At 67.2% G+C, this 26898-nt stretch carries 25 protein-coding genes; 12 read left to right on the top strand and 13 right to left on the bottom strand.

The features are described 5' to 3' along the window. Positions 1 to 81: 81 nt before the first annotated feature. The 5 genes from AC1DX2_RS17475 to AC1DX2_RS17455 all read right to left on the bottom strand — a co-directional run bounded on the left by AC1DX2_RS17475 (position 82) and on the right by AC1DX2_RS17455 (position 5397). Positions 82 to 861, bottom strand: coding sequence for a LytR/AlgR family response regulator transcription factor (locus AC1DX2_RS17475; RefSeq protein ID WP_477197622.1), 780 nt, complete (start codon positions 859 to 861; stop codon positions 82 to 84). A gap of 55 nt (positions 862 to 916) precedes the next feature. Further along, complete coding sequence (locus tag AC1DX2_RS17470) at positions 917 to 3055, bottom strand: sensor histidine kinase (protein ID WP_477197621.1); 2139 nt, start codon at positions 3053 to 3055, stop codon at positions 917 to 919. A 202-nt stretch (positions 3056 to 3257) separates the two neighbouring features. Then, positions 3258 to 3662, bottom strand: a complete 405-nt coding sequence (locus AC1DX2_RS17465) for a DoxX family protein (RefSeq protein WP_477197720.1) — start codon at positions 3660 to 3662, stop codon at positions 3258 to 3260. 173 nt (positions 3663 to 3835) lie between these two features. Next, positions 3836 to 4369, bottom strand: coding sequence for a nucleotidyltransferase family protein (locus tag AC1DX2_RS17460; protein ID WP_477197620.1), 534 nt, complete (start codon positions 4367 to 4369; stop codon positions 3836 to 3838). Continuing rightward, positions 4342 to 5397, bottom strand: coding sequence for an XdhC family protein (locus tag AC1DX2_RS17455; RefSeq protein ID WP_477197619.1), 1056 nt, complete (start codon positions 5395 to 5397; stop codon positions 4342 to 4344). Before AC1DX2_RS17455 ends, AC1DX2_RS17460 begins: the two co-directional genes overlap by 28 nt. A gap of 205 nt (positions 5398 to 5602) precedes the next feature. On the opposite strand from AC1DX2_RS17455, the gene AC1DX2_RS17450 reads away from it, so the two are divergent. From AC1DX2_RS17450 to AC1DX2_RS17425, 6 genes are read left to right on the top strand one after another with little or no spacing between them, the layout of a single operon-like run. After that, positions 5603 to 6073 carry a (2Fe-2S)-binding protein gene (locus AC1DX2_RS17450; RefSeq protein ID WP_477197618.1) on the top strand — a complete coding sequence of 157 codons (471 nt, stop codon included), beginning with the start codon at positions 5603 to 5605 and terminating at the stop codon, positions 6071 to 6073. Between the two features lie 17 nt (positions 6074 to 6090). Further along, complete coding sequence (locus AC1DX2_RS17445; RefSeq protein WP_477197617.1) at positions 6091 to 8463, top strand: xanthine dehydrogenase family protein molybdopterin-binding subunit; 2373 nt, start codon at positions 6091 to 6093, stop codon at positions 8461 to 8463. A 21-nt stretch (positions 8464 to 8484) separates the two neighbouring features. Beyond that, the gene (locus tag AC1DX2_RS17440; RefSeq protein ID WP_477197616.1) at positions 8485 to 9276 is read left to right on the top strand and encodes an FAD binding domain-containing protein; all 792 of its coding nucleotides are present in this window, start codon (positions 8485 to 8487) and stop codon (positions 9274 to 9276) included. A 9-nt stretch (positions 9277 to 9285) separates the two neighbouring features. Then, positions 9286 to 10242: an AAA family ATPase gene (locus tag AC1DX2_RS17435; protein WP_477197615.1), complete on the top strand. Its 957-nt coding sequence runs from the start codon at positions 9286 to 9288 to the stop codon at positions 10240 to 10242. Between the two features lie 30 nt (positions 10243 to 10272). Next, positions 10273 to 11463: a vWA domain-containing protein gene (locus AC1DX2_RS17430; RefSeq protein WP_477197614.1), complete on the top strand. Its 1191-nt coding sequence runs from the start codon at positions 10273 to 10275 to the stop codon at positions 11461 to 11463. Between the two features lie 32 nt (positions 11464 to 11495). Further along, positions 11496 to 12092 carry a CoxG family protein gene (locus tag AC1DX2_RS17425; RefSeq protein ID WP_477197613.1) on the top strand — a complete coding sequence of 199 codons (597 nt, stop codon included), beginning with the start codon at positions 11496 to 11498 and terminating at the stop codon, positions 12090 to 12092. Positions 12093 to 12130: 38 nt separating this feature from the next. Here the strand turns inward: AC1DX2_RS17425 and AC1DX2_RS17420 are convergent, their stop codons facing one another. Continuing rightward, entirely contained in the window at positions 12131 to 14407 is a 2277-nt protein-coding gene (locus AC1DX2_RS17420) for a xanthine dehydrogenase family protein molybdopterin-binding subunit (RefSeq protein WP_477197612.1), read from the bottom strand. Positions 14408 to 14429: 22 nt separating this feature from the next. Continuing rightward, the gene (locus AC1DX2_RS17415) at positions 14430 to 14888 is read right to left on the bottom strand and encodes a (2Fe-2S)-binding protein (protein ID WP_477197611.1); all 459 of its coding nucleotides are present in this window, start codon (positions 14886 to 14888) and stop codon (positions 14430 to 14432) included. A 199-nt stretch (positions 14889 to 15087) separates the two neighbouring features. Here AC1DX2_RS17415 and pdxH point away from each other — a divergent pair, with 199 nt between their 5' ends. From pdxH to AC1DX2_RS17390, 5 genes are all read left to right on the top strand, one after another. Continuing rightward, positions 15088 to 15738: a pyridoxamine 5'-phosphate oxidase gene (gene pdxH, locus AC1DX2_RS17410; protein WP_477197610.1), complete on the top strand. Its 651-nt coding sequence runs from the start codon at positions 15088 to 15090 to the stop codon at positions 15736 to 15738. A gap of 57 nt (positions 15739 to 15795) precedes the next feature. Beyond that, entirely contained in the window at positions 15796 to 16731 is a 936-nt protein-coding gene (locus AC1DX2_RS17405; protein ID WP_477197609.1) for an ABC transporter ATP-binding protein, read from the top strand. Between the two features lie 20 nt (positions 16732 to 16751). Beyond that, complete coding sequence (locus AC1DX2_RS17400; RefSeq protein ID WP_477197608.1) at positions 16752 to 18065, top strand: ABC transporter permease; 1314 nt, start codon at positions 16752 to 16754, stop codon at positions 18063 to 18065. Positions 18066 to 18255: 190 nt separating this feature from the next. Then, positions 18256 to 18714, top strand: a complete 459-nt coding sequence (locus tag AC1DX2_RS17395; protein ID WP_477197607.1) for an Lrp/AsnC family transcriptional regulator — start codon at positions 18256 to 18258, stop codon at positions 18712 to 18714. Between the two features lie 58 nt (positions 18715 to 18772). Continuing rightward, a complete protein-coding gene (locus tag AC1DX2_RS17390) occupies positions 18773 to 19174 on the top strand; it encodes a hypothetical protein (RefSeq protein WP_477197606.1) in 402 nt (133 codons plus the stop codon). 73 nt (positions 19175 to 19247) lie between these two features. Here AC1DX2_RS17390 and AC1DX2_RS17385 read toward each other — a convergent pair whose 3' ends face one another. Then, positions 19248 to 19838 carry an outer membrane protein gene (locus AC1DX2_RS17385; RefSeq protein ID WP_477197605.1) on the bottom strand — a complete coding sequence of 197 codons (591 nt, stop codon included), beginning with the start codon at positions 19836 to 19838 and terminating at the stop codon, positions 19248 to 19250. Between the two features lie 152 nt (positions 19839 to 19990). On the opposite strand from AC1DX2_RS17385, the gene AC1DX2_RS17380 reads away from it, so the two are divergent. Continuing rightward, the gene (locus AC1DX2_RS17380; RefSeq protein WP_477197604.1) at positions 19991 to 20803 is read left to right on the top strand and encodes a helix-turn-helix domain-containing protein; all 813 of its coding nucleotides are present in this window, start codon (positions 19991 to 19993) and stop codon (positions 20801 to 20803) included. On the opposite strand, the gene AC1DX2_RS17375 is transcribed toward AC1DX2_RS17380, so the two are convergent. The 5 genes from AC1DX2_RS17375 to msrA all read right to left on the bottom strand — a co-directional run bounded on the left by AC1DX2_RS17375 (position 20776) and on the right by msrA (position 26595). Beyond that, positions 20776 to 23091, bottom strand: a complete 2316-nt coding sequence (locus AC1DX2_RS17375; RefSeq protein WP_477197603.1) for a patatin-like phospholipase family protein — start codon at positions 23089 to 23091, stop codon at positions 20776 to 20778. The genes AC1DX2_RS17380 and AC1DX2_RS17375 overlap by 28 nt on opposite strands. A gap of 87 nt (positions 23092 to 23178) precedes the next feature. Further along, positions 23179 to 24129 carry an AEC family transporter gene (locus AC1DX2_RS17370; RefSeq protein ID WP_477197719.1) on the bottom strand — a complete coding sequence of 317 codons (951 nt, stop codon included), beginning with the start codon at positions 24127 to 24129 and terminating at the stop codon, positions 23179 to 23181. Further along, positions 24129 to 25328 (bottom strand): FtsX-like permease family protein, encoded by a 1200-nt coding sequence (locus AC1DX2_RS17365; RefSeq protein ID WP_477197602.1) that lies wholly within the window; start codon positions 25326 to 25328, stop codon positions 24129 to 24131. Before AC1DX2_RS17365 ends, AC1DX2_RS17370 begins: the two co-directional genes overlap by 1 nt. Further along, a complete protein-coding gene (locus AC1DX2_RS17360) occupies positions 25325 to 26002 on the bottom strand; it encodes an ATP-binding cassette domain-containing protein (RefSeq protein WP_477197601.1) in 678 nt (225 codons plus the stop codon). Before AC1DX2_RS17360 ends, AC1DX2_RS17365 begins: the two co-directional genes overlap by 4 nt. 59 nt (positions 26003 to 26061) lie before the next feature. Beyond that, the gene (msrA, locus tag AC1DX2_RS17355; RefSeq protein WP_477197600.1) at positions 26062 to 26595 is read right to left on the bottom strand and encodes a peptide-methionine (S)-S-oxide reductase MsrA; all 534 of its coding nucleotides are present in this window, start codon (positions 26593 to 26595) and stop codon (positions 26062 to 26064) included. Positions 26596 to 26898: the final 303 nt, after the last annotated feature.

Genomic DNA, 26898 nt, shown 5'->3' with positions numbered 1-26898 from the left:
CGGACGCGACGGGATGCATATTGCCGGGAACAGGCGGTAGAAAAGCGCCCTGGGCGGGCAGGCGCGCGCGACGCGCGCCCTTCACATCTGCTTGAACAGGTGCGAAAACGGCCGGCTGACGGCCAGGTTTTCCTTGCGTCCCTTGATCTTCACCGTGGCCTGGCCGCGAAAGTCGCGCGACACCGATTCGATGGCCGAGGCGTTGACGATGGTGGAGCGGTGGATCTGCCAGTAACGGGCGACGTCGATGCCTTCCAGGATTTCCTTGATGGGCGTGCGTATCAGCGCGTCGAATTCCTTGGTGGCCACCAGCGTGTATTTCTCGTCAGACTGGAAGAACAGCACGTCCTCGATGGGGATCAGCCGCAGGTTCTGGCCCACGCTGGCCTTGATCCACTTCAGCTGTTCGTTTTGCGGGCTGAGTTTGGCCGACAGGCGCATCAACATGCCTTCCAGGTCCTGCGGCGGCGGCTCGGGGACCGCGCCCAGGCGCGCTTGCAAGCGGTCCACTGCGGCCTGCAGCCGCTCCTCGGTGTAGGGCTTGAGCACGTAGTCCACGGCGTCGGTCTCGAAGGCCTCCACCGCGTACTGGTCAAAGGCGGTGACGAACACCACATGGCACTTCAGCTCGCGGTTGGCGGCCAGGCTCTTGGCCACCTCCACGCCGGTCATCTCGGGCATCTGGATGTCCAGGAAGGCCAGCTGCGGGCGGTGTTCGTCGATGGCCTCCAGCGCCGCCTCGCCATCCCCCACGTCGGCCAGGATGGTCAGCTCGGGCCACAGCTTGGCCAGCTTGGCCTTCAGCTGCGCACGCAGGATGGGCTCGTCTTCGGCAATGATGGCAGTGGCGGCAATGCTCATGGCAACAGTCTCGGATTCAAGTGATCAGGTGCATTGTGTCAGCAAAAAACCGATCTCAGACGCCGTCGCGTTTCCGCTTTTTGGCCAGCCAGTAGATGCCCAGCCCGATCAGGATGAAGGGTGACATCACCGGGAACAGCGAGATGATGATCACCACCGGGATGAAGATCAGCAGCCCTGCCAGCAGGAAGCCCAGCCCATACAGCACCGCCACGACGATCAGTATGGCCAGCGCCACCGCGCCGAAGGCCGCCAGCAGCCCCAGTGAGCCCACCGCCTTGCCCTCGATGCCGTCCAGCCGCAGGCCGCCCAGGTCCACCGGCATCCAACCGGTGTACAGGCCGATCAGCCCGAGCAGGAAGGTCACGCACAGCACCAGCATCAACACCAGGAAGGTGCGCGAGACGATCCAGGCCCACAGGCTGTGCGTCTTGCTGGTGGCGGCCCAGGCGCGGCGCCAGCCGGTGGTGGGCACCTCCAGGTGCGGCGTGCTGGACTGCCCCGGCGTGGCCTGGCTGGTCTCCTGCGGCTTTTGCACCGGCATTTCGGCCGGAATGTCGATGGTGGCCACCACACCCTGGGGCGTGTTGGCCTCGATGCTGAAACGGCCATTGCCACCATACAGCGCCACCAAGCGCTCGCGCAGGTTGGACAGACCCACGCCGCCGCCGGCCTGGATGGGCGAGTCCGACAGGCCCTTGCCGGTGTCGCGCACCTCGATGCACAGGCGCTCGCCCAACGCGGTGTCGGTGCGGCGCACCCGCACGTCGATGCGGCCACCCTCGCGCTGCGGCTCCAGGCCGTGCTTGATGGCGTTTTCCACCAGCGAAGGCAGCATCATGGGCGGGAAGGACTTGCCCAGCAACTCGTCGGGCACCTCGATGGCAAACGCCAGCCGCTCACCCATGCGCATCTTCAGGATGTTCAGGTAGGCGCGCACCAGCTCGATCTCCTGCCCCACGGTCGAGGTGTTCTCACGCATCTTGGGCAGCGAGGCACGCAGGTACTGGATCAGGTGGCCCACCATCTGGTTGGCCGCCGGCGGGTCGAACTCGGTCAGCGCCTGCACATTGGCCAGCGTGTTGTACAGGAAATGCGGCTCCACCTGGGCCTGCAGCGCCTGCAGCCGCGCCTCGGTGATCTGGCGGCTGACGGTGCTGATCTGCGCCTCCTGCTTCTTTTCTTCCGCAAAGGCCAGCGCACGGCGCGAGCGGCCCAGGAAGTACTTGGAGATGATCAGCACGATGAACAGCGGGATGAAGATCAGGATCAGCACCGAGCCCACGCCCACGCGCCAGACGTCGCCGGCCACGCGGGCACGGATGTCGTCGCGCATGTCCTCGGACAGCACCGGCAATGGCATGCCGGGCAGCTTGATGCCGAACTGCAGGCCCTGGCCATGGCCATCCGCCAGCGTGACCGCCGCCGACGACGCGGCCCCCTGCGGGCTGCGGGCCACCGGGCGCTGCGGCAGATCGGGAATGCTGGGGCCGCTGGCGTTGCGCTCGGGCAGCGGCGGCATGTCGGGGAAGCGCGGCAGCACGCGAATGCCGGCGCTACCGCCAGCACCGGCCTTGCCCGCCAGCACGGCCACACCCTGCTTTTGCGCCGAGCGCAGCGACTCCAGCGCCTCGCGGGCGGTCTGCTCGTTCTCGCGCGCCGAACGCAGCATGTCGTCGAAGGACTTGGCGGTGGCACTGATGTCCAGCTTGCGGTCGCGCAGTTTGTCCAGCGCTTCGGTCTTGGCCTCGTCAATGGCTTCGCGTGCCTCCACCGCCGCATCCAGACCGGATTGGGCCGCCTCGACCGCGGTCTCCATGGCGGCGTCGGCGATCTCCTTGGCCGATTCGCGCACCGAGCGGTTGATCTCGCCCTGCGCTGCCGACAATTCGTCACGCGCCCGCGCCATCTCGGTCAGCGCCTTGTCCAGCTCGCGCTGGCGGTCCGGGTCGGTGGCGCGTTCGCGCATGTGCTGCACCACGCCCTCGGCGAAATTCAGCGCCTTGTCGCCAAAGGCCAGGTTGATCTCACGCTCGATGGCGCGGCGTTCCTCCGGCGTGCTGCCCGACTCGGACAGGCGTATCACCTGGATCGGCAGCGTGAACAGCACCAGCGACACCAGCACCGCCAGACCGCCCAGGAGCAAGCCCCACCAGGGGGCTTTGTGAATCAGGTTACCGAGAGACTTGAACATGATGAGCCAGATTTTCCACTGCAAAGGGCCGGAAGCCGCATGGCCCCAAAAGGCCCGAATGCATCTTCCCATGCCGCAAGAATAGGGGCTGGCTCTGCCCGCCACCAGGGGCAGCGGGACGGATTGCAGGAAACGGGGCACCGTTTGCGTGCCCTCTGGACGAACGGTTGCTGAAAATTCAGGCACCCAGCGGTTTGCACCGTCAGATGCCGGGCACCCAGGCCTTGCTGCGGCGCAGCGCAAACGCGCCATCCCCCAGCAGCCACTGCACCACCGAGGCCACCAGCAGGAACACCGGGTATTCCCAGCCACCGTTGGGGCTGGAGAAGACCCAGCCGTTGCCCCCGTGCACCCAGGCGGCACCGGCCAGGATGGGCAGCAACAGCACGGTGACCTGGCGCGCGTAGACACCCAGCAGCAGCGCCACGCCACCGGCGATTTCCAGCGCGAACACCGGATAGGCCATGAACGCCGGGAACCCGACGCTGGCGAAAAACTGGGCCGTGCCCGGCAGCGTGAACACCAGCAGCTTCAGCAAGGCATGGGCGATCCACATCACGCCCAGGCTGACGCGCAGCAGCGTGGCGCCCAGAGCGGCGGCGTCCACCGGGACGGTGGCGGAACGGGCGGAAGACAACGAGACAGAGGAAACAGCTTGCACGATGACACTCCTTGGATTGAAAAAATCAGAGGAGTGGAATTTAAGGTTTCCCTGGTGCAATGAAAATACGCAATCTGGCAGCCATTCATTGCAGGATTGCAATACCACCCAACCTGCAATCAGCTTGTCAGCAGCTGCTCGGCGGCCCGCAGGTCGTCCACGGTGTCGATGTCCGTGACGCTGCCCACATCGGTCACCGGCAACTCCCAGGCACCGTGCGCGCGCACCACGGCGGCGGCGCCCTTGTCGCCCTGCAAGGCCGCCAACGCATCACCGCAGGCAGCCGAGAAACCCACCGGGTGGCCACGCCGGCCTTCAAACACCGGCACCACCACCGCATGGGCGGTCAGTTGCGCCGCCACGGCCAGCAGCGTGGCCGGCTGCACCAGCGGCAGGTCGCCGGGCAGCACCAGCCAGCCGGCGCTGGCGCGTGTGGCGCGTACAGCGGCGCCAATGGCGTCACCCATGCCGGGATGGCCAGCGTCTTCCAGGTGCCAGGGCAGACCGCTGGCGCGCACCGCGTCCAGCGTGTGCTGCAGCACCGGCTTGCCAGCCAGCAGCGCGCGCAGTTTGTGGCTGGTGCCGCCCGAGGCCAGGAAACGCTCGCCGCGCCCCGAGGCCAGGATCAGGACTGTGGGGCCAGCGCCGGGCACAGAGCGGAGGGTTCGGTGGATTCACCCACGGCGGCCAACAGCGCCGCCGCTTGCGTGGCGCCCTCATTCTTGACCTGCACCATCTCGGCCAGGATGGACACCGCGATCTCGGCGGGTGTCTTGGCGCCCAGGCGCAGGCCCACCGGGCCGTGCAACCGGGCCAACTCGGCCTCAGTCATGTCGAAATGCTCAGCCAGGCGCTGCTTGCGCGCCTGCTGGTTGCGCCGCGAGCCCAGGGCGCCGACATAGAAGGCGTTGGACTTCAGCGCCTCCAGCAACGCCATGTCGTCCAGCTTGGGGTCGTGCGTCAGCGCCACGATGGCGGTGTGGGCGTCGGGCTGCAGCTCGCGCACCACGTCGTCGGGCATGCCGGAGAGGCGCACCACGTCAGGCAACTCCAGCGCGGCGGCATATTCCTCGCGCGGGTCGCACACCAGCACCTCAAAGTCCAGCATCTGCGCCATCTGGGCCACGGCGCGCGACAACTGGCCGGCGCCTATCAGCAGCAGCCGCCACTTGGGGCCGAACACCGTGGTCAAGGTGCTGCCGTCAAACTGCATGGCGGTGCCACGCGGCGCATCCCCCAGGGTGACGGCGCCGCTGGCCAGCACCAGCGTGCGCGCCACCAGCTTGTGCTGCGCTGTGCGCGCCAGCAGCTCGCGCACCCAGGTCACGTCGGCCAGCGGCTCCTGCACCAAACGCAGTGTGCCGCCACAGGGCAGGCCGAAACGCGCGGCCTCTTCCTTGCTGACGCCGTAGGCAATCATCGAGGGCTTGGCCGGTGCGGCGAGGTCACCGCCCGCATCACGCTCAGCCAATGCCGCCTTGGTGCGGGCGATCAGGTCGTCTTCCACGCAACCGCCGGACACCGAGCCGCTGACCAGCCCATCGTCGCGCACCGCCAGCAAGGCGCCTGGCGGGCGCGGCGCGCTGCCCCAGGTCTCCACCACGGTGACCAGCGTGACGCCATGGCCGGCGCTCTTCCAGGCCAGGGCATCGCTGAGCACCTGCAAGTCCAGACTTTCCATGGGTCAACGCTCCGTGTATTTGTTCACTGTGCCATTATTCGGCGACAGTTGTGGCAAGTCTAGTTCGCGCATGACAGCCGCATGACAGGCTGCCGGTAAACCATGCGCAGCCCTAGGGTTTAACCTAGCCACGCCACCACGGAAGCGGCGAACAATGAAAAGTTCGTCCCCACAATCACAAAGCCCGCCCAAGGAGAGACCCCGTATGCAAGTTCAGTTCACGGTCAACGGCAAACCCACCACCCTTGACGTTCCCCCCAACACACTGCTGGTGCAGGCGCTGCGCGAGCACCTGCACCTGACCGGCACCCACGTGGGTTGCGACACCGCGCAGTGCGGCGCCTGCACCGTGCTGCTCAACGGCAAGGCTGTCAAGTCGTGCAACATGCTGGCCGCGCAGGCACAGGGCGCCAGCGTGGGCACCATCGAAGGCCTGGCCCAGCCCGACGGCACCATGCACCCGATGCAGGCCGCTTTCAAGGAGTGCCATGGCCTGCAATGCGGCTTCTGCACCCCCGGCATGGTGATGAGCGCGATGGACCTGTGCCAGCACCACCCCAAGGCCGGCGAGACGGAAATCCGCGAACTGCTGGAAGGCAACCTGTGCCGCTGCACCGGCTACCAGAACATCATCAAGGCCGTACAGCAAGGCCAGGCCGCCATGGCCAAGGCCTGAACACAGGGAGACACATCATGGGTGCATCCGACTTCTCCAAGCTGCCGCACATCGGCGAATCGGTCCGCCGCAAGGAGGACTACCGCTTCCTCACCGGCGCCGGCCAGTACACCGACGACATCAACCTGGCCAACCAGTGCCAGGCGGTGTTCGTGCGCTCGCCGCACGCGCACGCCAAGATCAACGGCATCAACGTCGCCAAGGCCGAGGCCATGCCCGGTGTGGTGAAGGTCTTCACCGGCAAGGACGTGGAAGGCAAGATGGGCGGCCTGCCCTGCGGCTGGCTGATCACCAGCACCGACGGCCAGCCGATGAAAGAGCCGCCCCATCCCATCCTGGCCCAGGGCAAGGTGCGCTATGTGGGTGACCACGTGGCCATGGTGGTGGCCGAGACGCTGGAGCAGGCCAAGAACGCCGCCGAGGCGGTGGAGGTGGACTACGAGGTGCTCAGCGCGGTGGTCAACGTGAGTGACGCCGCCAAGGCCACGGCGCTGCACGACGCCGCGCCCGACAACCACTGCTACAAGTGGGCCATTGGCGACAAGGCCCAGGTGGACGCGGCGTTCGCCAGCGCCGCGCACGTGACCAAGCTGGACCTGATCAACAACCGCCTGGTGCCCAACGCGATGGAGCCGCGCGCCGCGATCGGCGCCTACAGCCGCGCCAATGAGGAATACACGCTGTATGTGTCCAACCAGAACCCGCACGTGGAGCGGCTGCTGATGACCGCCTTTGTGCTGGGCCTGCCTGAGCACAAGGTGCGCGTGATCGCGCCTGATGTAGGCGGAGGCTTTGGCTCCAAGATCTACCTGTATGCCGAAGACGTTGCGCTGACCTGGGGTGCCAAGCAACTGAACCGCAGCATCAAGTGGACGGCCGACCGCAGCGAGGCCTTCTTGAGCGACGCCCATGGCCGCGACCACGTCAGCCACGCCGAGATGGCGATGGACAAGGATGGCAAGTTCCTGGCCTTGCGCGTGCACACCGACGCCAACCTGGGCGCCTACCTGTCCACCTTCTCCACCTGCGTGCCCACCATCCTGTACGCCACCTTGTTGGCCGGCCAATACGCCACACCGCAGGTCTATGTGGAGGTGGACGCCTGGTTCACCAACACCGCGCCGGTGGACGCCTACCGCGGCGCAGGACGGCCCGAGGCCACCTACCTGCTGGAGCGGCTGGTGACGCGCTGCGCCTGGGAGCTGGGCCTGGGGCAGGATGAGATCCGCAAGCGCAACTTCATCACCAGCTTCCCCTACCAGACGCCGGTGGCGCTGCAATACGACGTGGGCGACTACCACGCCTGCATGGACAAGGCCCAGGCGCTGGCCGAGGTGGATGGCTTTGCGGCCCGCCGCCAGGCCAGCGAGGCTAAGGGCCTGAAGCGCGGCATAGGCTACAGCAGCTACATCGAGGCCTGCGGCATCGCGCCCAGCAACATTGCGGGTGCCCTGGGCGCGCGTGCCGGCCTGTTCGAATGCGGCGAGATCCGCGTCCACCCGACCGGCAGCGTCACCGTGTTCACCGGCTCGCACAGCCATGGCCAGGGGCACGAGACCACCTTTGCGCAGGTGGTGGCGGCGCGCCTGGGTATTCCGGTGGAGAACGTGGACGTGGTGCACGGCGACACCGGCCGCGTGCCCTTCGGCATGGGCACTTATGGCTCGCGCTCCATCTCGGTGGGTGGCGCGGCCATCATGAAGGCGCTGGACAAGATCGAGGCCAAGGCGAAGAAGATCGCCGCCCACCTGATGGAGGCCAGCGACGCCGACGTCGATTTCTCCAACGGCGAGTTCACCATCAAGGGCACCGACAAGAAGATCCCTTTCGGCCAGGTGGCGCTGACCGCCTACGTGCCGCACAACTACCCGCTGGACAAGTTGGAGCCCGGCCTGAACGAAACCGCGTTCTACGACCCCACCAACTTCACCTTCCCCGCCGGCACCTACATCTGCGAGGTGGAGGTGGATCCGGCCACCGGCACGGTGCGGGTGGACCGCTTCAGCGCCGTGGACGACTTCGGCACCATCATCAACCCGATGATCGTTGAAGGCCAGGTGCATGGCGGCCTGGTGCAGGGCATAGGCCAGGCGCTGCTGGAAAACTGCGTCTACGACTCCGAATCCGGCCAGCTGCTGACCGGCTCCTTCATGGACTACGCGATGCCGCGCGCCGACGACTTCCCGACCTTCAAGCTGGGCACCGTTTGCACACCCTGCACCCACAACCCGCTGGGCACCAAGGGCTGCGGCGAGGCCGGCGCCATCGGCTCGCCCCCCGCCGTCATCAACGCCTTGCTGGACGCGCTGCGCCCGCTGGGCGTGAAGGACTTCGACATGCCCGCCTCGCCCAACCGGGTGTGGGCCGCCATCCAGGCCGCCAAGGCCTGAACATTCAAGGAGGCTAACACCATGTACCCATTCACTCTGGAACGCCCCGGCTCCACCGCCGACGCCACCAAGGCCATTGCCGCCGGCGCCAAGCCGCTGGCCGGTGGCCAGACCCTGCTGGCCTCAATGAAGCTGCGCCTGGCCAACCCCGACAAGCTGGTGGACCTGGGCGCCATCAATGAGCTGGACGGCATACGGCAAGACGGCAATGCGCTGGTGATAGGCGCCATGACGCGCCACGCCGACGTCGCCGCCAGCCCGGTGGTGCAGGCCGCCATTCCCGCGCTGGCCGGCCTGGCCGCGCACATTGGCGACCGCCAGGTGCGCGCCATGGGCACGCTGGGCGGCTCGGTGGCCAACAACGACCCCGCCGCCTGCTACCCCAGCGCCGTGCTGGCGCTGGGCGCCACGGTGCAGACCACGCAGCGCCAGATCGCGGCGGACGACTTCTTCACCGGCCTGTTCGGCACCGCGCTGAACGAGGGCGAGCTGATCACCGCCATCCGCTTCCCCATCCCGAAGAAGGCCGCCTACCTGAAGTTCAAGCAACCGGCCTCGCGCTTCGCGCTGGTCGGCGTGTTTGTGGCGCAGCTTGACGCCGGCGTGCGCGTGGCTGTCACCGGTGGCGGCAACGGCGTGTTCCGCCACAAGGGCCTGGAAGACGCGCTGAACAAATCGTTCACGCCCGCCGCCGCGGCCGCGGTGAAGATTGACGCCGCCGAGTACAGCAGCGACATCCACGCCAGCGCCGCCTACCGGGCCAACCTGGTCAGTGTGCAGACGCAGCGGGCAGTGGCCGCCGCCTTGGGGTAAGCTTGGTGGATGACCGCGAGCCCTGACGCGCCACCCACCTCCGCCTCGACCCCTGGTCTGGCCAGCATAGGCGCCGTCCAACAAGCCCTGCTGGGCGCCGGCTACCATGCCGACCGGCGGCTGGCCACAGCGGTGTTCCTGGCGCTGAAGCTGCAGCGCCCGCTGCTGCTGGAAGGCGAACCCGGCGTCGGCAAGACCGTGCTGGCCAAGGCGCTGGCCACGGCCTTGCAGCGCGTGCTGCTGCGCCTGCAGTGCTACGACGGCCTGGAGCAGCGCGAAGCCTTGTATGAGTGGAATTACGCCGCCCAGTTGCTGCACTTGCGCGCCGCCGAAGCGCGCCCGGGCACCGGCGGCGCCGACCTGGCGCACATCGAGCGCGAGGTGTACCAGGAACGCTACCTGATCCGCCGCCCGCTGTTGCAGGCGCTGCAGGCACCGGCCCCCGGCGCGGTGCTGCTGGTGGACGAGGTGGACCGCGCCGACGAGCCGTTCGAAGCCTTTTTGCTTGAGTACCTGGGCGAATACCAGGTCAGCATTCCCGAGCTGGGCACCGTGCATGCCCTGGTGCCACCGGTGACCATCCTGACCAGCAACCGCACGCGCGAACTGAACGACGCCGTCAAGCGCCGCTGCCTGTACCACTGGCTGGACTACCCCGAGCGCGAGCGCGAGCTGGCCATCGTGCGCGCCCAGGTGCCGCAGGCCAGCGCCGCACTGGCCGAACAGGTGGCAGCCTTCGTTGGCCGGCTGCGCAGCCAGCCGTTTGCCAATGCCTTCCACCGCGCGCCCGGCATCGCCGAGAGCGTGGAATGGGCCAAGGCCCTGGTGGCGCTGGACACGCTGGTGGTGGACCCGGAAGTGGTGACCAGCACCGCCGGCATCCTGTTCAAGCAGCGCGAGGACGTGGCGGCGTTGACCACCGAGCTGGCCAACGAGCTGCTGAAGCCCGAAGCCGAGCCGGCCTGAGCGGCCAGCCACAACCCACCGGCCAGCACCATGCAACTGGGTGACGCGCGCCGCGGCAAGCTGGCCGACAACATCACCGGCTTTGGCCGCGCGTTGCGCCGCGCCGGCGTGCGCACCGACAGCGAGCGCATCGCGCTGGCCCAGCAGGCGGCGCTGTTGCTGGGGGTGGGCGACAAGGCCGACCTCTGCGCCGCGTTGGAGGCGGTGATGGTCAACCGCGAGCAGGACCGGTTAGTGTTTCGCGAGCTGTTCGACGCCTACTTCCGCGACCCCGACATGGCCCACAAGCTGCTGGCGCAGATGCTGCCCAGTGCCGAAGGCAAGGCCGAGCCGAGCAAGCGGCGCCCGCGCGTGCGCGAGGCCTTGTTGCCGCGCCAGCAGGCGGCCAGCCTGGCACAGCCGGCAGCGGACGACAAAAAGCTGGAATTCGACGCCGCCATGACCGCCAGCCAGGCGCAGCGCCTGCACCAGGCCGACTTCAACGCGCTGGGCGCCAGCGAATACCTGCTGGTGGAGCGCCTGGCGCGCGACATCAGCCTGCCGCTGCCCAGGCTGCCGTCACGGCGCACCCGGCCTGGCCCGCGCGGCACCCGCATCGATTGGCGCGGCGTGATGCGCAACGCCACCCGCACCGGCGAGCTGATGGACCTGCCGCTGCTGGCAAGGCGCCCACAGCGGCTGCCACTGCTGGTGCTGGTGGACGTGTCCGGCTCCATGGAGCGCTACGCCCGGCTGCTGCTGGCCTTCCTGCACGCCGCCACGCGCGCGCACCGGCAGCGCAGCGACGTGTTTGCTTTCGGTACCGCGTTGACCGACCTGACACCAGCCTTCCACCTGGCGGACACCGACCAGATGCTGGCCGCCGCCAGCGCGGCCATCCCCGACTTTGCCGGCGGCACCCGGCTGGGCCACGCGCTGGCCAGCCTGCGCCAGCAGCACGGCCGGCGCCTGATCGGGCGGCGCACGCTGGTGCTGCTGATCAGCGACGGCCTGGACACCGACGAGCCCGAGTTGCTGGATGCGCAGGTCGCCTGGCTGCGCCTGCACTGCCGCCAACTGCTGTGGCTGAACCCGCTGCTGCGCTTTGACGGCTATGCGCCGCTGGCGCGCGGCGCGGCCGTGCTGCACCGGCACGCCGACGCCATGCTGGCGGTGCACAATCTGAGCCGATTGGAAGATCTTGCGCAGGCCATCTCCCGCGTGATGCGCATGCAGCGCTGAACACCACCCTTATTTTTGAAGAAGACACCCCCATGGACATCCAAGGAAGCCGCCCCCTCGCCATCACCCAGCAGCAGGCCTGGGACGCGCTGAACGACCCCGAGGTGCTGAAGGCCTGCATCGCAGGCTGCGAACGGCTGGAGCTGACGGGCGACAACCAGTACGCGGTGGGCATGGCGGTGAAGATTGGCCCGGTGTCGGCCAAGTTCAACGGCAAGATCACGCTGTCAGACATCAACCCGCCCAACAGCTACACGCTGGCCTTTGACGGCCAGGGTGGCGCCGCCGGCTTCGGCAAGGGCAAGGCCCAGGTGACGCTGCTGCCGCAGGACACCGGTTGCGAACTGCAGTACAGCGTTTCGGCGCAAATCGGCGGCAAGCTGGCGCAGGTGGGCCAGCGGCTCGTGGAAGGGGCCGCCAAGTCGATGGCGGATGACTTCTTCAAGCGCTTTGAGGCTGAGATGCAGAAACGCTACCCGGCCGCCGCTGCGGCAGACAACGCGGCGGCCGGCGCGGTGGCAGCCACAGCGGCAACGCCGCCGGCGCCTGCTGGCGTGCCGGCGCGGGCGCTGTGGGTTGCCGGCGCCGTGATCCTGGCGCTGGCCGTGTTCTGGTTCCTGCGGCGCTGACGCGCTGACAGCAGCGCCTCAGCCCGTACTTTCCAGCCTCACGCCAATTTGAAAGGCAGCTCGCGCGGCGTCTTGCCCGTCAGCTTGGCAATGGCGTTGCCAAAGGCCGGCGCCAACGGCGGCAGGCCGGGCTCGCCCAGGCCGGTCGGCGGATCGGCACTGGGCACCACGTGCACGGTGATGGTGGGCATGTCGGTGATGCGGGCCACCGTGTAGTCGCCAAAGTTGCTCTGCTCCACCACGCCGTCCTTCAGCGTGATGGCAGCACCGGGCAGGCAGGTGCCCAGGCCCATCAGCGCGGCGCCCTGCACCTGGGCTTCCACCGTCATCGGGTTCACTGCCAGGTTGCAGTGCACGCCGGCCGTCACCGCGTGCAGCTTCGGGCTCCCCTTGGTGACCGAGGCTTCCACCACATAAGCCACCACGGTGTTGAACGACTCGTGCACCGCCACGCCCCAGGCGCGGCCCTTGGCCAGCTGGCGCTTGCCGTAGCCGGACTTCTCCACCGCCAGCTGCAAGGCGGCCTTGTGGCGCGGGGCCTTGTCGCCCATCAGCGCCATGCGGTACGCCACCGGGTCCTGCTTGGTGGCGCGGGCGATCTCGTCCACCAGCGTCTCCATCACATAGGCGGTGTGGGTGGAGCCCACGCTACGCCACCACAGCACCGGCACGTTCTGCTTCGGGTGGTGGATGGTCAGGCGCATCGGCACTTCGTACGGCTCGCGCATGCCCTCGGTCATGGTGCTGTCCACCCCGTCCTTCACCATCATGGGTTCGAACGGTGTGCCACCCAGGATGGACTGGCCCACGATCACGTGGTCCCAGGCCAGCACCTTGCCTTTGGCGTCAAAGCCGATCTCGGCGCGGTGCACGTGCATGGGGCGGTAGTAGCCGCCCTTGATGTCGTCCTCGCGGCTCCACAGCGTGCGCACCGGCGCATCGATGCCGGCAGCGCGCGCCGCCTTGGCCACGTTGCAGGCTTCCACCACATAATCCGACGTCGCAATGGCGCGCCGGCCAAAGCCACCGCCGGCCATCTGCACATTCACCTTGATAGCCTGCGGCGCCACACCCAGCGCCTTGGAGGCAGCCATCAGGTCCAGCCCCGGCATCTGCGTGCCCATCCACAACTGGGCCTTGGTGTCTGCCCCCTGGCCGGTGAGGGCCACGGTGCAGTTCAGCGGCTCCATGGGCGCATGCGCCAAGTAGGGGAAGACGAACTCGGCGCTGATCTTCTTCGGCGCGCTGGCCAATCTGCTGACGTCAGCCTTCACGGCGGTGGGCGTGCCGGTCTTGCCGGCCAGCTCGCGGTAGGCGGCCAGTTGGGCCACGCTGTCCACTTTCTCCACCGCGCTGGTGTCCCATTCCAGTTTCAACGCGTCGCGGCCCTGCTTGGCTGCCCAGTAGCCCTGGGCGATCACGACCACGCCCTCGGCGCCGCGGTCCAGCGGCACCCGCAGTACCGCACGCACGCCCTTGACCTTCTTGGCCGCCACGTCGTTGACCGATTTCAGCTTGCCGCCAAACACCGGCGGGCGCACCACCACGGCGGTCAACATGCCGGGCAAGGCCATGTCGATGCCAAAGCTCTGCATGCCGCTGGATTTGGCGCGCGCGTCCAGCCTGCCAGTGGGTTTGCCGATCAGCTTGAAGTCCTTGGCGTTCTTCAGTGTGACCTTGTCAGGCACCGGCATCTTCATCGCCGTTTCGGCCAGCTCACCGTAGGGAATGGATTTGCCATCGGTGCGGTACACCGCACCGTTCTCCGCCCGCAGGCCGGTGGCGTCGCCGCCCCACTGCTGCGCGGCGGCGGCCACCAGCATGGCGCGGGTACGGGCGCCCAACTCGCGGTATTGCATGAACGAGCGCGCCACCGAACCGGAGCCGCCGGTGAGGTGGATGCCGAAAGCCGGGTCCACATAGGCCGGGTTGGCGTCGCCGTGCACGGCACGCACCTTGTCCCAGGGAACATCCAGCTCCTCGGCCAGCAGCATGGGCAGCGCGGTGAGCACGCCCTGGCCGAATTCCAGCCGGTTGATGGTGACGGTGACGGTGCCGTCCTTGTCCAGCCGCACAAAGGCGTCCGGTTGCTCGAAGGGCTTCAGCCCCGCCGGTGCGGCAGCAGCCGTCTGCGCCGAGGCGCCCAGCGGGAACAGGCCCAGCGCGAAGCCGGAGGCCACGCCCAGCTTCAGGAAGCTGCGGCGCGAGGTGTCGCCGGCACCATCGCCCATCGGCTCGGTGTTGTTCAAGGCCCGGGCCAGCAGGCCCCTGGGCAAATGTTGGGTCAGGTCGCCCAATGTGGGATCGAAGTTCATGGTGTGTGTCCTTGTCTGTCGATCAGGCCAGCTTGGCGGCAGCGGCGTGGATGGCGCCGCGTATGCGCACATAGGTGCCACAGCGGCAGACGTTGCCGGACATGGCGGCGTCGATGTCGGCGTCGCTGGGTTTCTTGTTGGTGCGCAACAGCGCGGTGGCGCTCATGATCTGGCCGCTCTGGCAGTAGCCGCATTGCGCCACGTCGTGCGCCACCCAGGCGTCCTGCACGGCCTTTCCGACCTTGTCGTTGGCCACGGCCTCGATGGTGGTGATCTTCTTGCCCGCCGCCGCCGAGATCGGCGTGATGCACGAGCGCGTGGCGGCACCGTCGATGTGCACGGTGCAGGCACCGCACAGCGCCATGCCGCAACCGAACTTGGTACCGGTCATGCCCAGCGTGTCGCGCAGGGCCCAGAGGATGGGGGTGGAGGGGTCGGCGTCGACTTGGGTGTCTTTGCCGTTGATGGTGAGCTGAACCATGATGGGAGTCCTTTTTTCTGCTTTTCAAAAGGCGGTCTGCCGCACGAGTTGGCAGACAAAAAAGCGAGGCCACTGTACTGCAATTCGCCAAGGTCTGCAGGGCGTGCACAGCTTGATATACAGCGGTATATGACGCACGGGTGCCGTGGCCAATCCCCCCTCGGTCCAAACCGTTTCCCGCTTGCGCGACAATGCCATCATGAGCACCCCGCACCCCGACCTGGCCAGCCTGCGCAAGAGCTACGAGCGCGCCGAGTTGAGCGAAGACGCATCCAGCAACGACCCGCTGGCGCAATTCGGCCAATGGCTGAACGAGGCGATAGACGCGCAGGTGCCCGAACCCAACGCGATGACCCTGGCCACCGTGGGCAACGACCTGCGACCCAGCACCCGCATCGTGCTGATCAAGGGCTATGACGAGCGCGGCATCGTCTGGTACACCAACTACGACAGCCGCAAGGGCCAGGAGTTGGCAGGCAACCCCTATGCAGCGCTGCAATTCCACTGGGTGGAACTGGAGCGCGTGGTGCGCATCGAGGGCGTGGTGGAAAAGGTCAGCGCCGAGGAGAGCGACGCCTATTTCAACAGCCGGCCGCTGGATTCGCGCATCGGCGCCTGGGCCAGCCCGCAAAGCCAGGTCATCTCCGGCCGGGGCGTGCTGCTGGCCAACGCCGCCAAATACGGCGCGCAGTTTTTGCTGAACCCGCCGCGCCCGCCGCACTGGGGCGGCTACCGCTTGAAGCCGGAGCAATGGCAGTTCTGGCAGGGCCGCAAGAGCCGGCTGCATGACCGCATTCGCTATTCACCGACGCCCGGCGGCGGTTGGCTGAAAAATCGCTTGGCGCCTTAGCCTCAGGCGCTACATTGGTGGCCGGGGCATGTTCCCCGCTTTTCAGAGCCCGCCACCATGAGCATGTTGCAAGTCAAGGGGTTAAGCAAGGCCTTCGGCGGCCGCCAGGCCATTGACGGCGTCTCGTTCGCCCTGAGCAAGGGCCAGACCCTGGGCCTGCTGGGGCCCAACGGCGCCGGCAAGTCCACCACCGTCAGCATCATCTGCGGGTTGCTGAGGCCCGATGCCGGCGAAGTGCTGTTCGAAGGCGCCGCGATGGGCCTGGGCAACAACGCCGTGAAGCAGCAGATCGGCCTGGTGCCGCAGGACCTGGCGCTGTTCGAGGAGTTGCCGGCGCTGGACAACCTGAAGGTGTTCGGCGCGCTGTACGGGCTGAAGGGTGCACCGCTGCAGGGGCGCTGCGACGAGGCGCTGGCGCTGGTCAACCTGACCGACCGCGCCAAAGACCTGGCCGGCACCTTCTCCGGCGGCATGAAGCGCCGGCTGAACATTGCCTGCGCGCTGTTGCACGACCCGCAACTGCTGATCCTGGACGAGCCGACGGTGGGTGTGGACCCGCAAAGCCGCAACGCCATCTTCGACAGCCTGGAAACGCTGAAGGCCCAGGGCCGCTCGCTGATCTACACCAGCCACTACATGGAAGAGGTGGAGCGGCTGGCCGACCACATCGTCATCATCGACCACGGCAAGGTGATCGCCGACGAGAGCCCGCAGGCGCTGTTTCGCCGCCTGCCGGCCGCAGCCGCGCTGCAGGTGGACCTGGCGCAACCGCTGTCCGAGGCCACGCTTGCAGCGCTGAAGACCCGCCCCGGCGTGGCCGACGTCAGCGCCAATGGCGCCACTCTGCACCTGGCACTGGGCAGCAATGAAGACGCGCTGCCAACGCTGCAATGGTTGCAGGCCCAGGGCATGCAACCACTGAACTTCGCCACCGCCAAGGCCAAGCTGGAAGACGTGTTCCTGGCGCTGACCGGCCGCTCGCTGCGCGATTGAACAAGAAAAGGACGCACCCCATGACCGCTTTGTTCGCCCTGGTTCGCAAGGACATCGCCCTCTTCCTGCGCAACCGCCGCGCGCTGCTGCTGACGCTGGCCATGCCGGTGGTGCTGGGCGCCTTCTTCGGCTTTTTGTTCGGCGCCAGCGGTGGCTCCAGCAAGGGCAAGATCGACATTGCCGTGGTGTCACAGGACAACAGCGACGTGGCAAAGAAGATCGTCGCCGGCCTGAAGGCCGACACGGCGCTGAACGTGAAGGAACTGCCGCTGGAAGAAGCCAGGGCCTTGGTGCAAAAGGGCAAGCTCAGCGTCGCCGTGGTGATACCGGCCGGTTTTGGCGATGCGGCCGGCACGGCCATGTTTGGGGGGCGCGACAAGCCCCAACTGCCGATCTACTACGACCCCTCCAAGGACGCCGTGCTGGCCATGGTCAAGGGCATGCTGACGCAGCATGTGATGCAAAACGTCAGCGCCGAGATGTTCGGCGGCGCCGGGGGGCAGAAATTCGTCACCCAGGGTATTGCCGACCTGGAAAAGAGTGCCGCCGACGACCCGGCCAAGAAAGACCTGCGCGAGCTGCTGCAGAGCGTGAAGAAGTTCCAGCAAAACAGCCCGACTGCCGACGCCAGCGCAGCCACAGCCAGCAAGCCGGGCGGTGCGGGGGGTGCGGGCGGCTTGTCCATGCCCTTTGCCACACAAGACCAGCCGCTGACCTCCGGCCCCGCCAAGTACAACGGCTACGCCCACGCCTTTGCCGGCATGGCGGTGCAGTTCATCCTGTTCTTCGGCATAGACACCGGCATCAGCATCCTGCTGGCGCAACGCATGGGCATGTGGAGCCGCCTGCTGGCCGCGCCCATCAGCCTGCGCACCGTGCTGGGCGCGCGCGTCCTGTCATCGGCGCTGATCGCGCTGGGCCTGATGCTGTTCGTGTTCGCGGTGGCCATCCTGTTCTTCGACGTGCAGATCGCCGGCAGCGTGCTGGGCTTTGCCGGCGTGGCTGTGGCCTTCGCGCTGATGACGGCCACCTTTGGCCTGCTGATCGCCGCCTTCGGCAAGACGCCCGAGGCCGCGCGCGGCCTGGCGGTGTTTGCCACGCTGATGCTGGTGATGCTGGGCGGCGCCTGGGTGCCCACCTTCATCTTCCCGCAGTGGCTGCAAAGCGTGACCGTGGTGGTGCCCACACGCTGGGCCATGGACGGCCTGGACGCCATGACCTGGCGCGGCCTGGGGCTGGACGCGGCGCTGCTGCCGATGGGCGTGCAGTTGGCGTTTGCAGCGCTGTTTGGCGCGCTGGCGACGTGGCGCTTCCAACGCGACGCGGCCGCATAACCAAGCTCGGGTGTGTCGGCAGGCCGGCGGGCGGTAACCCGCCGGCTCCCGTCATTCAAGGTATCGCGCGGATGATCGCGACCCCGATGCAGGGAGTTTCTCGCCACAGGTACAGAATGTCTTACCGTTCTTCCCAAGATTTCCCACCGTGTCAGAATGTTTTACTGACAAACATGAATTTTACGGAAATATGTACGAACTCGACGCCATTGACCGGAAAATCCTGCGCTTCCTGCAGCACGACGCCCGCGCCAGCCTGCAAGACATAGGCCGCTCCGCCGGCCTGAGCACCTCGCCCACCTACGAGCGCATCCGCAAGATGGAAGAAGCCGGGCTGATCGAAGGCTTCACCGTGCGCCTGAACGCCCAGGCACTGGGCCTGAGCGACACCGTGCTGGTACAGCTGACGCTGGACAGCCACACCGACAACACGCTGGAAAAATTCGGTGAGACACTGGCTGCCATCCCCGAGGTGGTGGAGGCCTACTTGGTATCGGGCGACTATGACTACCTGTTGCGCGTAGCGGTGAAAGACACGCGCGACTACGAGCGGCTGTTACGCGAGAAGATTTACAAGATCAAGGGCATACAGCACAGCAAGTCGAGCTTTGTACTGCGAACGTTGAAGCGGGCGGATTTGCCGGTGTAGAAAAGGCGCCACCAACTTGCAATCCGCATTTCACAGAGAACCGGGAGAGTCAACAACAATGACAGCATCATCCGAAACACTGCCGGACAGTAGTGCGCGCTGGCGCCTGCGGCCCGGTTTCTTGCTCGCCTACGCTGCCTCACTGATCACAGGCATCGTCGGTTTTTACGGTGGCCAGTGGTGGGCTGCGCAGGAGGCGCAAAAGAAACAGGCGGAAGCTATCGACACGATCGTGGGTGCCGACAACGCGAAGAACCTCTTCATCTTGCACAAGGCCTTGGTGAGCTTGCGCGTCGGTCAGTCCACCGAGGCCGAAAACGTGTTGCTCCGTCTTGCCAAACTGAACCTGGCCACCGTTCGGGAGTGCCAGGCTTCAAAGAAATGTGCGTCGTGGGCAGGCTCCTTGATGCCCACCCCAGCACAACAGATGGACATCGAAACCTGGCAGGAACGCAAATAAAGAGATTGGCGAGCACCCGAAGGCGCGCGCCAATCAAACGCTCACCAGGAAACAACAGAGTTGATCGCGTCGATCAGAACTTGTACGTCGCCCCCAGCGACCACATGTTCAGGTTGATCTTGTCGGTGCCATCGCGGAAACGGGTCGGGACGCGGTCCCAATCCAGGTCCAGGCTGACGTTCTTGTTCAGCGCGTAGCTGGCGCCGACACCGAAGGTGGGGACGAACATGCTGCTGGACGACGAGCCGCCGGCCAGGTAGTCCACGCTGCCCTTGGTGTAGGCCACGCCCAGCTTGGTCTTGACGGCGAAGTCGCCATAGGCCAGGTGCATGGCGTAGGCGGCGCCGATACCGGTGCTGTAGCCCGAGCCGGCCACCAGGCCGGTGCCGTTGTTGAAGCCGGCCTTGGCCTCGGCGGCACGGAAGCCCATGAACTCCACGGCGCCGGAGAAGTCGCCGCCCCACAGCGGCGTGCTGCCGAATTCACGGCCAAAGGTGATCTTGCCGGTGGAGTTGGCGCTGCGGTCGCAGGTGGCGCCGCTGACGCAGTCCAGATCGTAGTTGTGGCCGATGCCCACGCTGGCGCCCACGTAGTTGGTCTGCGCGGAGGCAGCAGCGGACACCAGGGCCAGCACGGCAGCGGAAATGAAATGACGATTCAGCATGAATACCTCGACTAAAAGTTGAAACACAGACGGAGTATTCCGACAAGCGCGCCGTAGTACCATTCGTTTCGACGAAGCGGCGGGTTTCGGCCTGTCAGGTACCGGAATCCAGTACCGCGTACACGGCGTTCACTCAGGAGTTACAAGCCATCATGAGTTCACCCGAAATGGTGTTGCAGGTGCTGCGGGCCGAATTGCGGGCCGCTGGCATCACGTACAAGGTGCTGGCGCAGCGCATACGCATGAGCGAATCCAGCGTGAAGCGCATCTTTGCGCAGAAGGACATGTCGCTGTCCCGGCTGGCCCAGATCTGCAAGTCGGCCGGCGTCGCGATGGAGGACGTGCTGCGCCAGGCCGCCGACACCACGCCGCAGGCCGACACGCTGACGCTGGCGCAAGAAAAATCGGTGGTGGCCGACCCCATGCTGCTGCTGGTGGCGATCTGCTGCCTGGGCCACTGGAGCCTGGAGCAGATCGTGGAGACTTACAACCTGAGCGAAGCCGAATGCATACGCAAGCTGGTGCGGCTGGACCGGCTGGAGCTGATCGAGTTGAAGCCCATGAACCGCTACCGCCTGCGCGTGTCCGCCGCCTTCCGCTGGCGCGCCGATGGGCCGGTGCAGCAGTACTTTCGCCATGCGGTGGTGCAGGACTACTTCACCGGCCGCTTCGATGGCCCGGGCGAAACGCTGATGTGCGTGCCGGCGCGCCTGTCGGCACAAAGCGCGCAGGACATGGTGAAAAAAATCCAGCAGCTGACCGGCGAGCTGGCACGTCTGCAGCAGGACGACCGCCGCCTGCTGCCGCAGGAGCGCGATGGCTTCACGCTGCTGCTGGGCTTCCAGTCCTGGGAGCTGAGCRCCTTTACCGCACTGCGCCGCGCGCCCGAGGCAGCCGACACTGCCGCCGCTGCTTCACCCGGCTACACCAGCACCATTCACCACACCGGGCCGAGGAAAAGGTAGAGCGTGGAGCCGGTGCCGCGCGTGCCGCCTGCCCCCAGGTACAGCGGGCCAAAGCGCGTGTCCACCGCGAAGTAGGCACTGACGGCCTGCTTCATGTCGCCCAGGCGCACCGGTTGGTCCTGTGCAAAGGCGCCCCCTACTTCGGCGGAAAAACCGGCACGCACGGTGCCGCCCAGCGCGCTGGGCAGCTCGCCAATGCGCCGCGCCATGGCCAGCCGGCCCAGCATCACGGTCTGGCCCTGGATGGATTCCGGCGTCGTGCCCGACAGCCGCAAGAAACCGCCCAGCGCCAGCGGCGCGTTGCCGGATTTGGCGCGCGACCATTCGGCGTACACATGGCCGGCCCAGTCACCAGACTGGAAGGCCTGCAAGCCGATCACCGAGGTGCTGGCCAGGGTGGCGCCATCCGGCAAATCGGTGGGCGAGCGTCCGGCCTGGAAGGTCAGCAACTGGCCGCGCGTGGGGAAGGCCAGCGTGTCCAGCGTGTCGATGCGGAACTGCAAAAACTGGTTGGTCTGGTAGGTGCGCGGAATGCTGGTAGTGGGGTCCTCGGGGATCAGCAGCCCGGCATCGGTGGCCTGGCGCGTGACGCCAATCTGCAAATCGCCCCAGTTGGAGAACTGCCGCCCCACCACGAAGCTGCCGCCCAGCGCCGAAGTGGCGTAGCGGCTAAGCCGCCGACCCTGGTTGAACAGGTCCAGCGAGGTGGCGCCGTATTGCACCGACGGCTCCACATACCAGTCGGACCCGGCCCCCAGCGGCTGCCACAGCTGCAGGCCCAGGCTGCGCTGGGTGCCCACCTGGCCGGCAGTGCGCACCTCGCCCCCCCAGTCGTTGATGGATGAGGCCACGTGCAGGAAGCCGATGCTGAAGTTGTTGCTGTCGGAAAAATCGCTGGCCAGTTGCAGCCCCAGGCGCAAGCGCCGGTGCGCCCAGCCGGACTCGGTGGGCTTGATGACCACGCTGCGTTGGCCGTCGTCGTCGCTGATCTCGGTCTCCACCCGCTCCAGGTCACCCCGGCCATACAGGCGCACGCCGGCCAGGCGCACCTGCTCGGGCGAGACTTTGTCGCCCACCCTCAAGCCGGACTGGGCCAGCAGCGTCTGCGGGCGTATCTGCGCGCCCGGCTCCGGCTCCACTGTCAGCTTGGCCAGCGGCAGTGTGCGCTTGGCCGGCACCGGCATGGCCAGGCGCTGGTCCTCCAGCAGCGCGTACTGCTGTGGCGGCACGGCCAGCGGGCGCAGCCGCTCGGCCAGCGCCTGCGCCGCCTTGAAGCCGGCCTGCATGGCCTTGTCGTGCTGGCGGAAGTCCAGGAAGCTGATACCGGTCAACTCCGGGGCGATCAGCACGTCGCCGGCTTTCAGCTCCTGCAGTGAGCGCTTGACGTTCTGCTCGGTCAGGATGGCCAGCATCTGCTGCGCCACGCCAAAGGCGCTGCCCAGCGTCTCTTCGCCGGCCAATGGCGTGCCGACATTGACGGCGATCACCACATCGGCGCCCATGGCGCGCGCCAGGTCCACCGGCAGGTTGCGCACCAGGCCGCCGTCCACCACCAGGCGCTGTTTCACCCGCACCGGCGCAAACACACCCGGCAGCGCCAGCGACGCGCGCATGGACAGGAACAGCGGCGTGTCGGCCAACTCCACCAGGTCGCCGGTCAGCAGGTCCGAGGCCACGCTGCGAAACGGCAGCGCCAGCTTGTCCACCGACTGGTTCTGCATGTTGTCGGGCAGCAGGCGCAGCAGTGCCGCCTCCAGCGCGGCATTGCCGACGGCGGCGGGCGGCGCCGTGGCGCCTTTCAGACTGACGCCGAACTCGATGCGCGAAGGCAGCATCACATCCTCCTCCTTGCGGCGGAAGGTCAGGTCGTCGCGCGCCGGGCGGTCGGCCAGCACGGCGTCCCAGTCGGTGGTGCGCACCATGTGCTCCAGTTCCTGCACCGAGCTGCCGGCGGCATAGGCGCCGCCCACCACCGAGCCCATGCTGGTGCCCACCACGATGTCGACCGGCACGTGCATGTCCTTCAGCGCGCGCAGCACACCGATGTGGGCAAAGCCACGCGCGCCGCCGCCCGACAGCACCAGCGCCACCTTGGGACGGCGCGGCTCGCCAGCCACCGGATCCGACGCCGGTGATGCGGTGGCAGGCGCAACCGTGGCAGCGGTGGCGGTGGCGGGCGTCAGGTTGGAAGTGACCACCGCTTGTCCGCCAGCCGCGGCAAAGCATGTGGCGAGTGACAACAGGACCAGACCGCGCATCAGCGAGGCCGCCAAGCGAGAGCGAAACATGGCGAAACTCTTTCCGGGAAATGTCATGGAAGGGGCAAGCCCCATGCTAGTTGCCGTGCATCCTACCCGCACGGCGCGAAGTCGTCGCTAACCATACAGCCAGCTGAGCAGGCCCATCACCAGCGACAACGTGGCCAGGCCCAGCACATTGGAGACGGCCACGCTGGCGGTGGTCAGCTGCTGGGCCACGCCATAACGCTGCGAGAACAGGAACACGTTGGCGCCTATGGGCAGCGCGGCCGCCACCACCATCACCGTCAGCGCCGCTGGCGACAGGCCAAGCAGCCGGCCCAAGGCCAGCACCAGCGCGGGCAACAGCAGGTTCTTGGCCAGCGCCAGGCTCAGCGCGGCACGCCACTGGCCGGCGATGCGGGTATGGGCCAGCGTCAGGCCCACCAGCAGCAGCGCCAGCGGGCCGAAGGCCAGGCCCAGCCACTGCAACGGCTGGTCCACCCAGGCAGGCAGTTGCCCGCCCAGGTGCGCGAACAGCAGCCCGGCGATGATGGGCAGCGGCACCGGGTGAATCAACGCATTGCGCACCGCCAACCCCACCGAGGCCAGTGGGTGGCGCGAAGCGGCGCCACCCAGTTGCACCTGCTCGCGCGCCACGGCCAGTTCCAGCGCCACGGTGGCCAGCGTCAACAACACCAGCGCGTGCAACGAGATCAGCGTGAACAGCGTCACCAAGCCAGCCTGGCCATAGGCCAGGCCCACCAGCGGAATGCCGATCATCACCAGGTTGCTGTAGGTGCTGGCCAGCGCCAGGATGGTGGCGCGCCGGTTCAGCCCCCACACGGCCAGGATGCCCAGGAACAGCAGCCCGGCGCCAAGGAAATAGGCCGCCACCGGGCGCAATTGCAATTGCCCCAGTTGCACCGTGCTCATGGTGCGAAACAGCAGTGCGGGGGTCAGCACCAGGAACACCAGCTTGGACAGCTTCTGGGTGGCCGCCGGCCCTAGCCAACCCAGCCACCCGATGCCACAACCCAGCGCGATCAACGCCACCACCGGCAACAGGGACGACCAGACGGCCTGCATCAAGGCCGGGGCAGCAGCAGTGCCAGCGCGCTGGCGCGCGCCGCCTGGCGTGCCGGCCACGCGGCGGCCAGCAAGGCCACGCCCAGTATCGCGGCCAGACCCAGCCATTCGGCCTGCTGCCACACCAGGCCATTCAGACGCACCGGCAGTTGGGCCTGCCAGGCCTGACCGAGCCAATGGGTGGCGGCATGGCCGCCGGCCAAACCCAACAAGCAGGCCAGCAGCGCCAGCAGCACCACCTGGCACAGCACCAGCGCGACGCGTCGGCCCGGGCTGGCGCCGAGCAGGTCGAGCAGCGCGTAGGCGCTGTCTACGCCACGCACACCGGCGCTCAGCGTCAGCGCACAAACGGCAGCGCCCAGCAACAGCAACACCCCGGCTACAACGTGCAGCCACAGGCTGATCTGGCGCAGCCCGAGTTGCCATTGCGTTAGCGCTGGCCGCACCGGCGCCAGTTGCAGGCCGGCCTGTTGCGCCCACGCAGCCAGCGCGGGTGGCGTGGCACCCGGCAGCAGCACGGCGGTAATGCTGCGGTGGGCATCCTGCCGGCCATCCTTTTCCGAATCGTCTGCTGTCATGCTGTCGTCATGCAGGTACCAGACCGATTCCAACGGCGTGATGATCAGCCGGTCCAACACGCAGCCGCACGGGGCCAAGACACCGATGACCCGCAGCGGCGCCTGCTTGTGCTTGTCGGTGCCTGCGGTTTCCAGCCCATGGGTGACGATGAAGGTGTTGTTGACCTGGATGCCGGTGGCGCGCGCCACCTCTGCACCCACCACGGTCTGCAAGGTGCGCCGCCAGGCCTGGCCATCGGCGAAGGTGGCGCCATAGTGGCTGAGGTAGTCCGGTGTGGCACCCACGATGCGGTAGCCACGAAAATTGTCGCCCAGCGCCAGCGGCAGCACGGGGCCCACCCCGGCCTGCTGGCGCAGTGCATGCACCTGTGCCATGGGCATGCTGCCCGGTGGCACCTCCAGCTGGAACAGGCTACCCATCACCAGCGCGGTGGCGTCGCCTGGCGCGCCCAGCACGTTGTCCACGCCGGCGCGGTCGCGCGCGAAGGCCTGGCGCAACTGCTGGTGGCCCAGCACCGCCAGCACGGCGCAGGCCAGCGCGGCGGCCAGCAACAGCACCGCCAGCAGGGCACCGGCAGGTCGGGCGCGCAGGCTGCGCAGGGACAGCAACAGCAGCCTCATGTGACCGCCTCCTGCGCGGCCAGGGGCGCCAGCGCTGGCATCTGCAGGGTCTGCGCGTCGGTGAACACCGCTTGCAGGGGTGCGATATCGCGCGCCGCCATCACCAGCGTGCTGCCCTTGCCGGCCACCCAACTCTGCAGCGCCTGCAGCAAGGCCTGCGCCTCATCCGGCGCCAAGCCGGCCACCGGCTCGTCGAGCAGCAGCAAGGGCGGCTCCAGCAACAAGGCACGCCCCACCGCCACGCGGCGCGCGCGCGCCGGCGGCAGACTGGCGGTCGTCGCCTTGGCCCAGGCTTCTATCTGCAGCGCGGTCATCACATGGCTGATGGCCCAGCGGTCTTCCCGCACGCCCATGGCAAAGAACGGCAAAGCCAGGTTGGCCCGCGCCGTCAGCGCCGGGTGCAGTGGCGCCGCCTGCGGCAGCAGGCCTGTTGTGCGCAGGCGCCAGGCACTGCGCTCGGCCGGCGACAGGCTCGTTGGCTGAATGCCAGCCACCGTCACCTGCCCGGCCGTGGGCGCGAGCAGCCCGCCCGCCAGCGCCAGCCAGGTGGACTTGCCGCTGCCGGCCGCGCCGCCGAGCAGCAGCACGCCGCGCGCCTGCAGGTCCACATCGGCAAACGCCAACGCCGTACCCTGGTCAGCGTGCTGGTAGCGCAGGTCGCGGCTGGCGAGCATGGCGGCGGTGCTTCCTTTTGTCCTGGTATCTGGTCAACCCCGGGCTACCGCGCCTGCCATCAGCTCTTCAGCTTGGACGAGAAGGTCTTGCGGAATTTCTCCACCTTGGGGCCGACAACAAAGGCGCAGTAGCCCTGGTTGGGGTTGCGCTCGAAATAGTCCTGGTGGTAGTCCTCGGCCGGCCAATAGTTGGCCAGCGGCAGCACCTCGGTGACGACGGGTTTGGTGAACTGCTTGTCGCGCGCCATCTCGGCGATGACCTCGCGCGCCACCTGCTCCTGCTCGGGCGAGGAAAAATAGATGCCGCTACGGTACTGTGTACCCACGTCATTGCCCTGCCGGTTCAGGCTGGTCGGATCGTGGATGACAAAGAAGATTTCCAGAATCTCGCGCAGGCTGATCTGGCTCTCGTCAAATTCCAGCTTCACCACCTCGTTGTAGCCGGTGTCGCCAGTGCACACCTGCTCATAGCTGGGCCGGGCTGCATGGCCGTTGCTGTACCCGCTTTCCACGTCGGTCACGCCGCGCACGCGCACGTACACCGCCTCGGTGCACCAAAAGCAACCGCCGCCCAGGGTGATGGTTTGTGTCATGGTCTGCTCTCCAGTCAAACAGGGTTGGTCGCTCGTCAGGGCGCCAATCTTACGCGCGGCAAGTAAACAAGTGTCGTGGCACGGGTATGCTGTCGTTCGTGCCGTCATTGGCGTTGGCGGAACTCCGCAACGCGGCGGCTTGGTCAACGAAGAAGCGCTGGCGCGCACCCCTCCCCTCACCCACTTTGTTGGGCGGCGCTGCCACACCGGCGAACTTTTCTTCCGAGCCCCGCACCGCACACCCAGTGCCGCCACGTCAACGAAAAGGGAAGTTTGACGAAAGCCACCCAACAAAGCTACACT

Source organism: Hylemonella sp. P2_B10, assembly GCF_056404875.1.
This window is presented reverse-complemented; position numbering and strand designations above follow the sequence as displayed.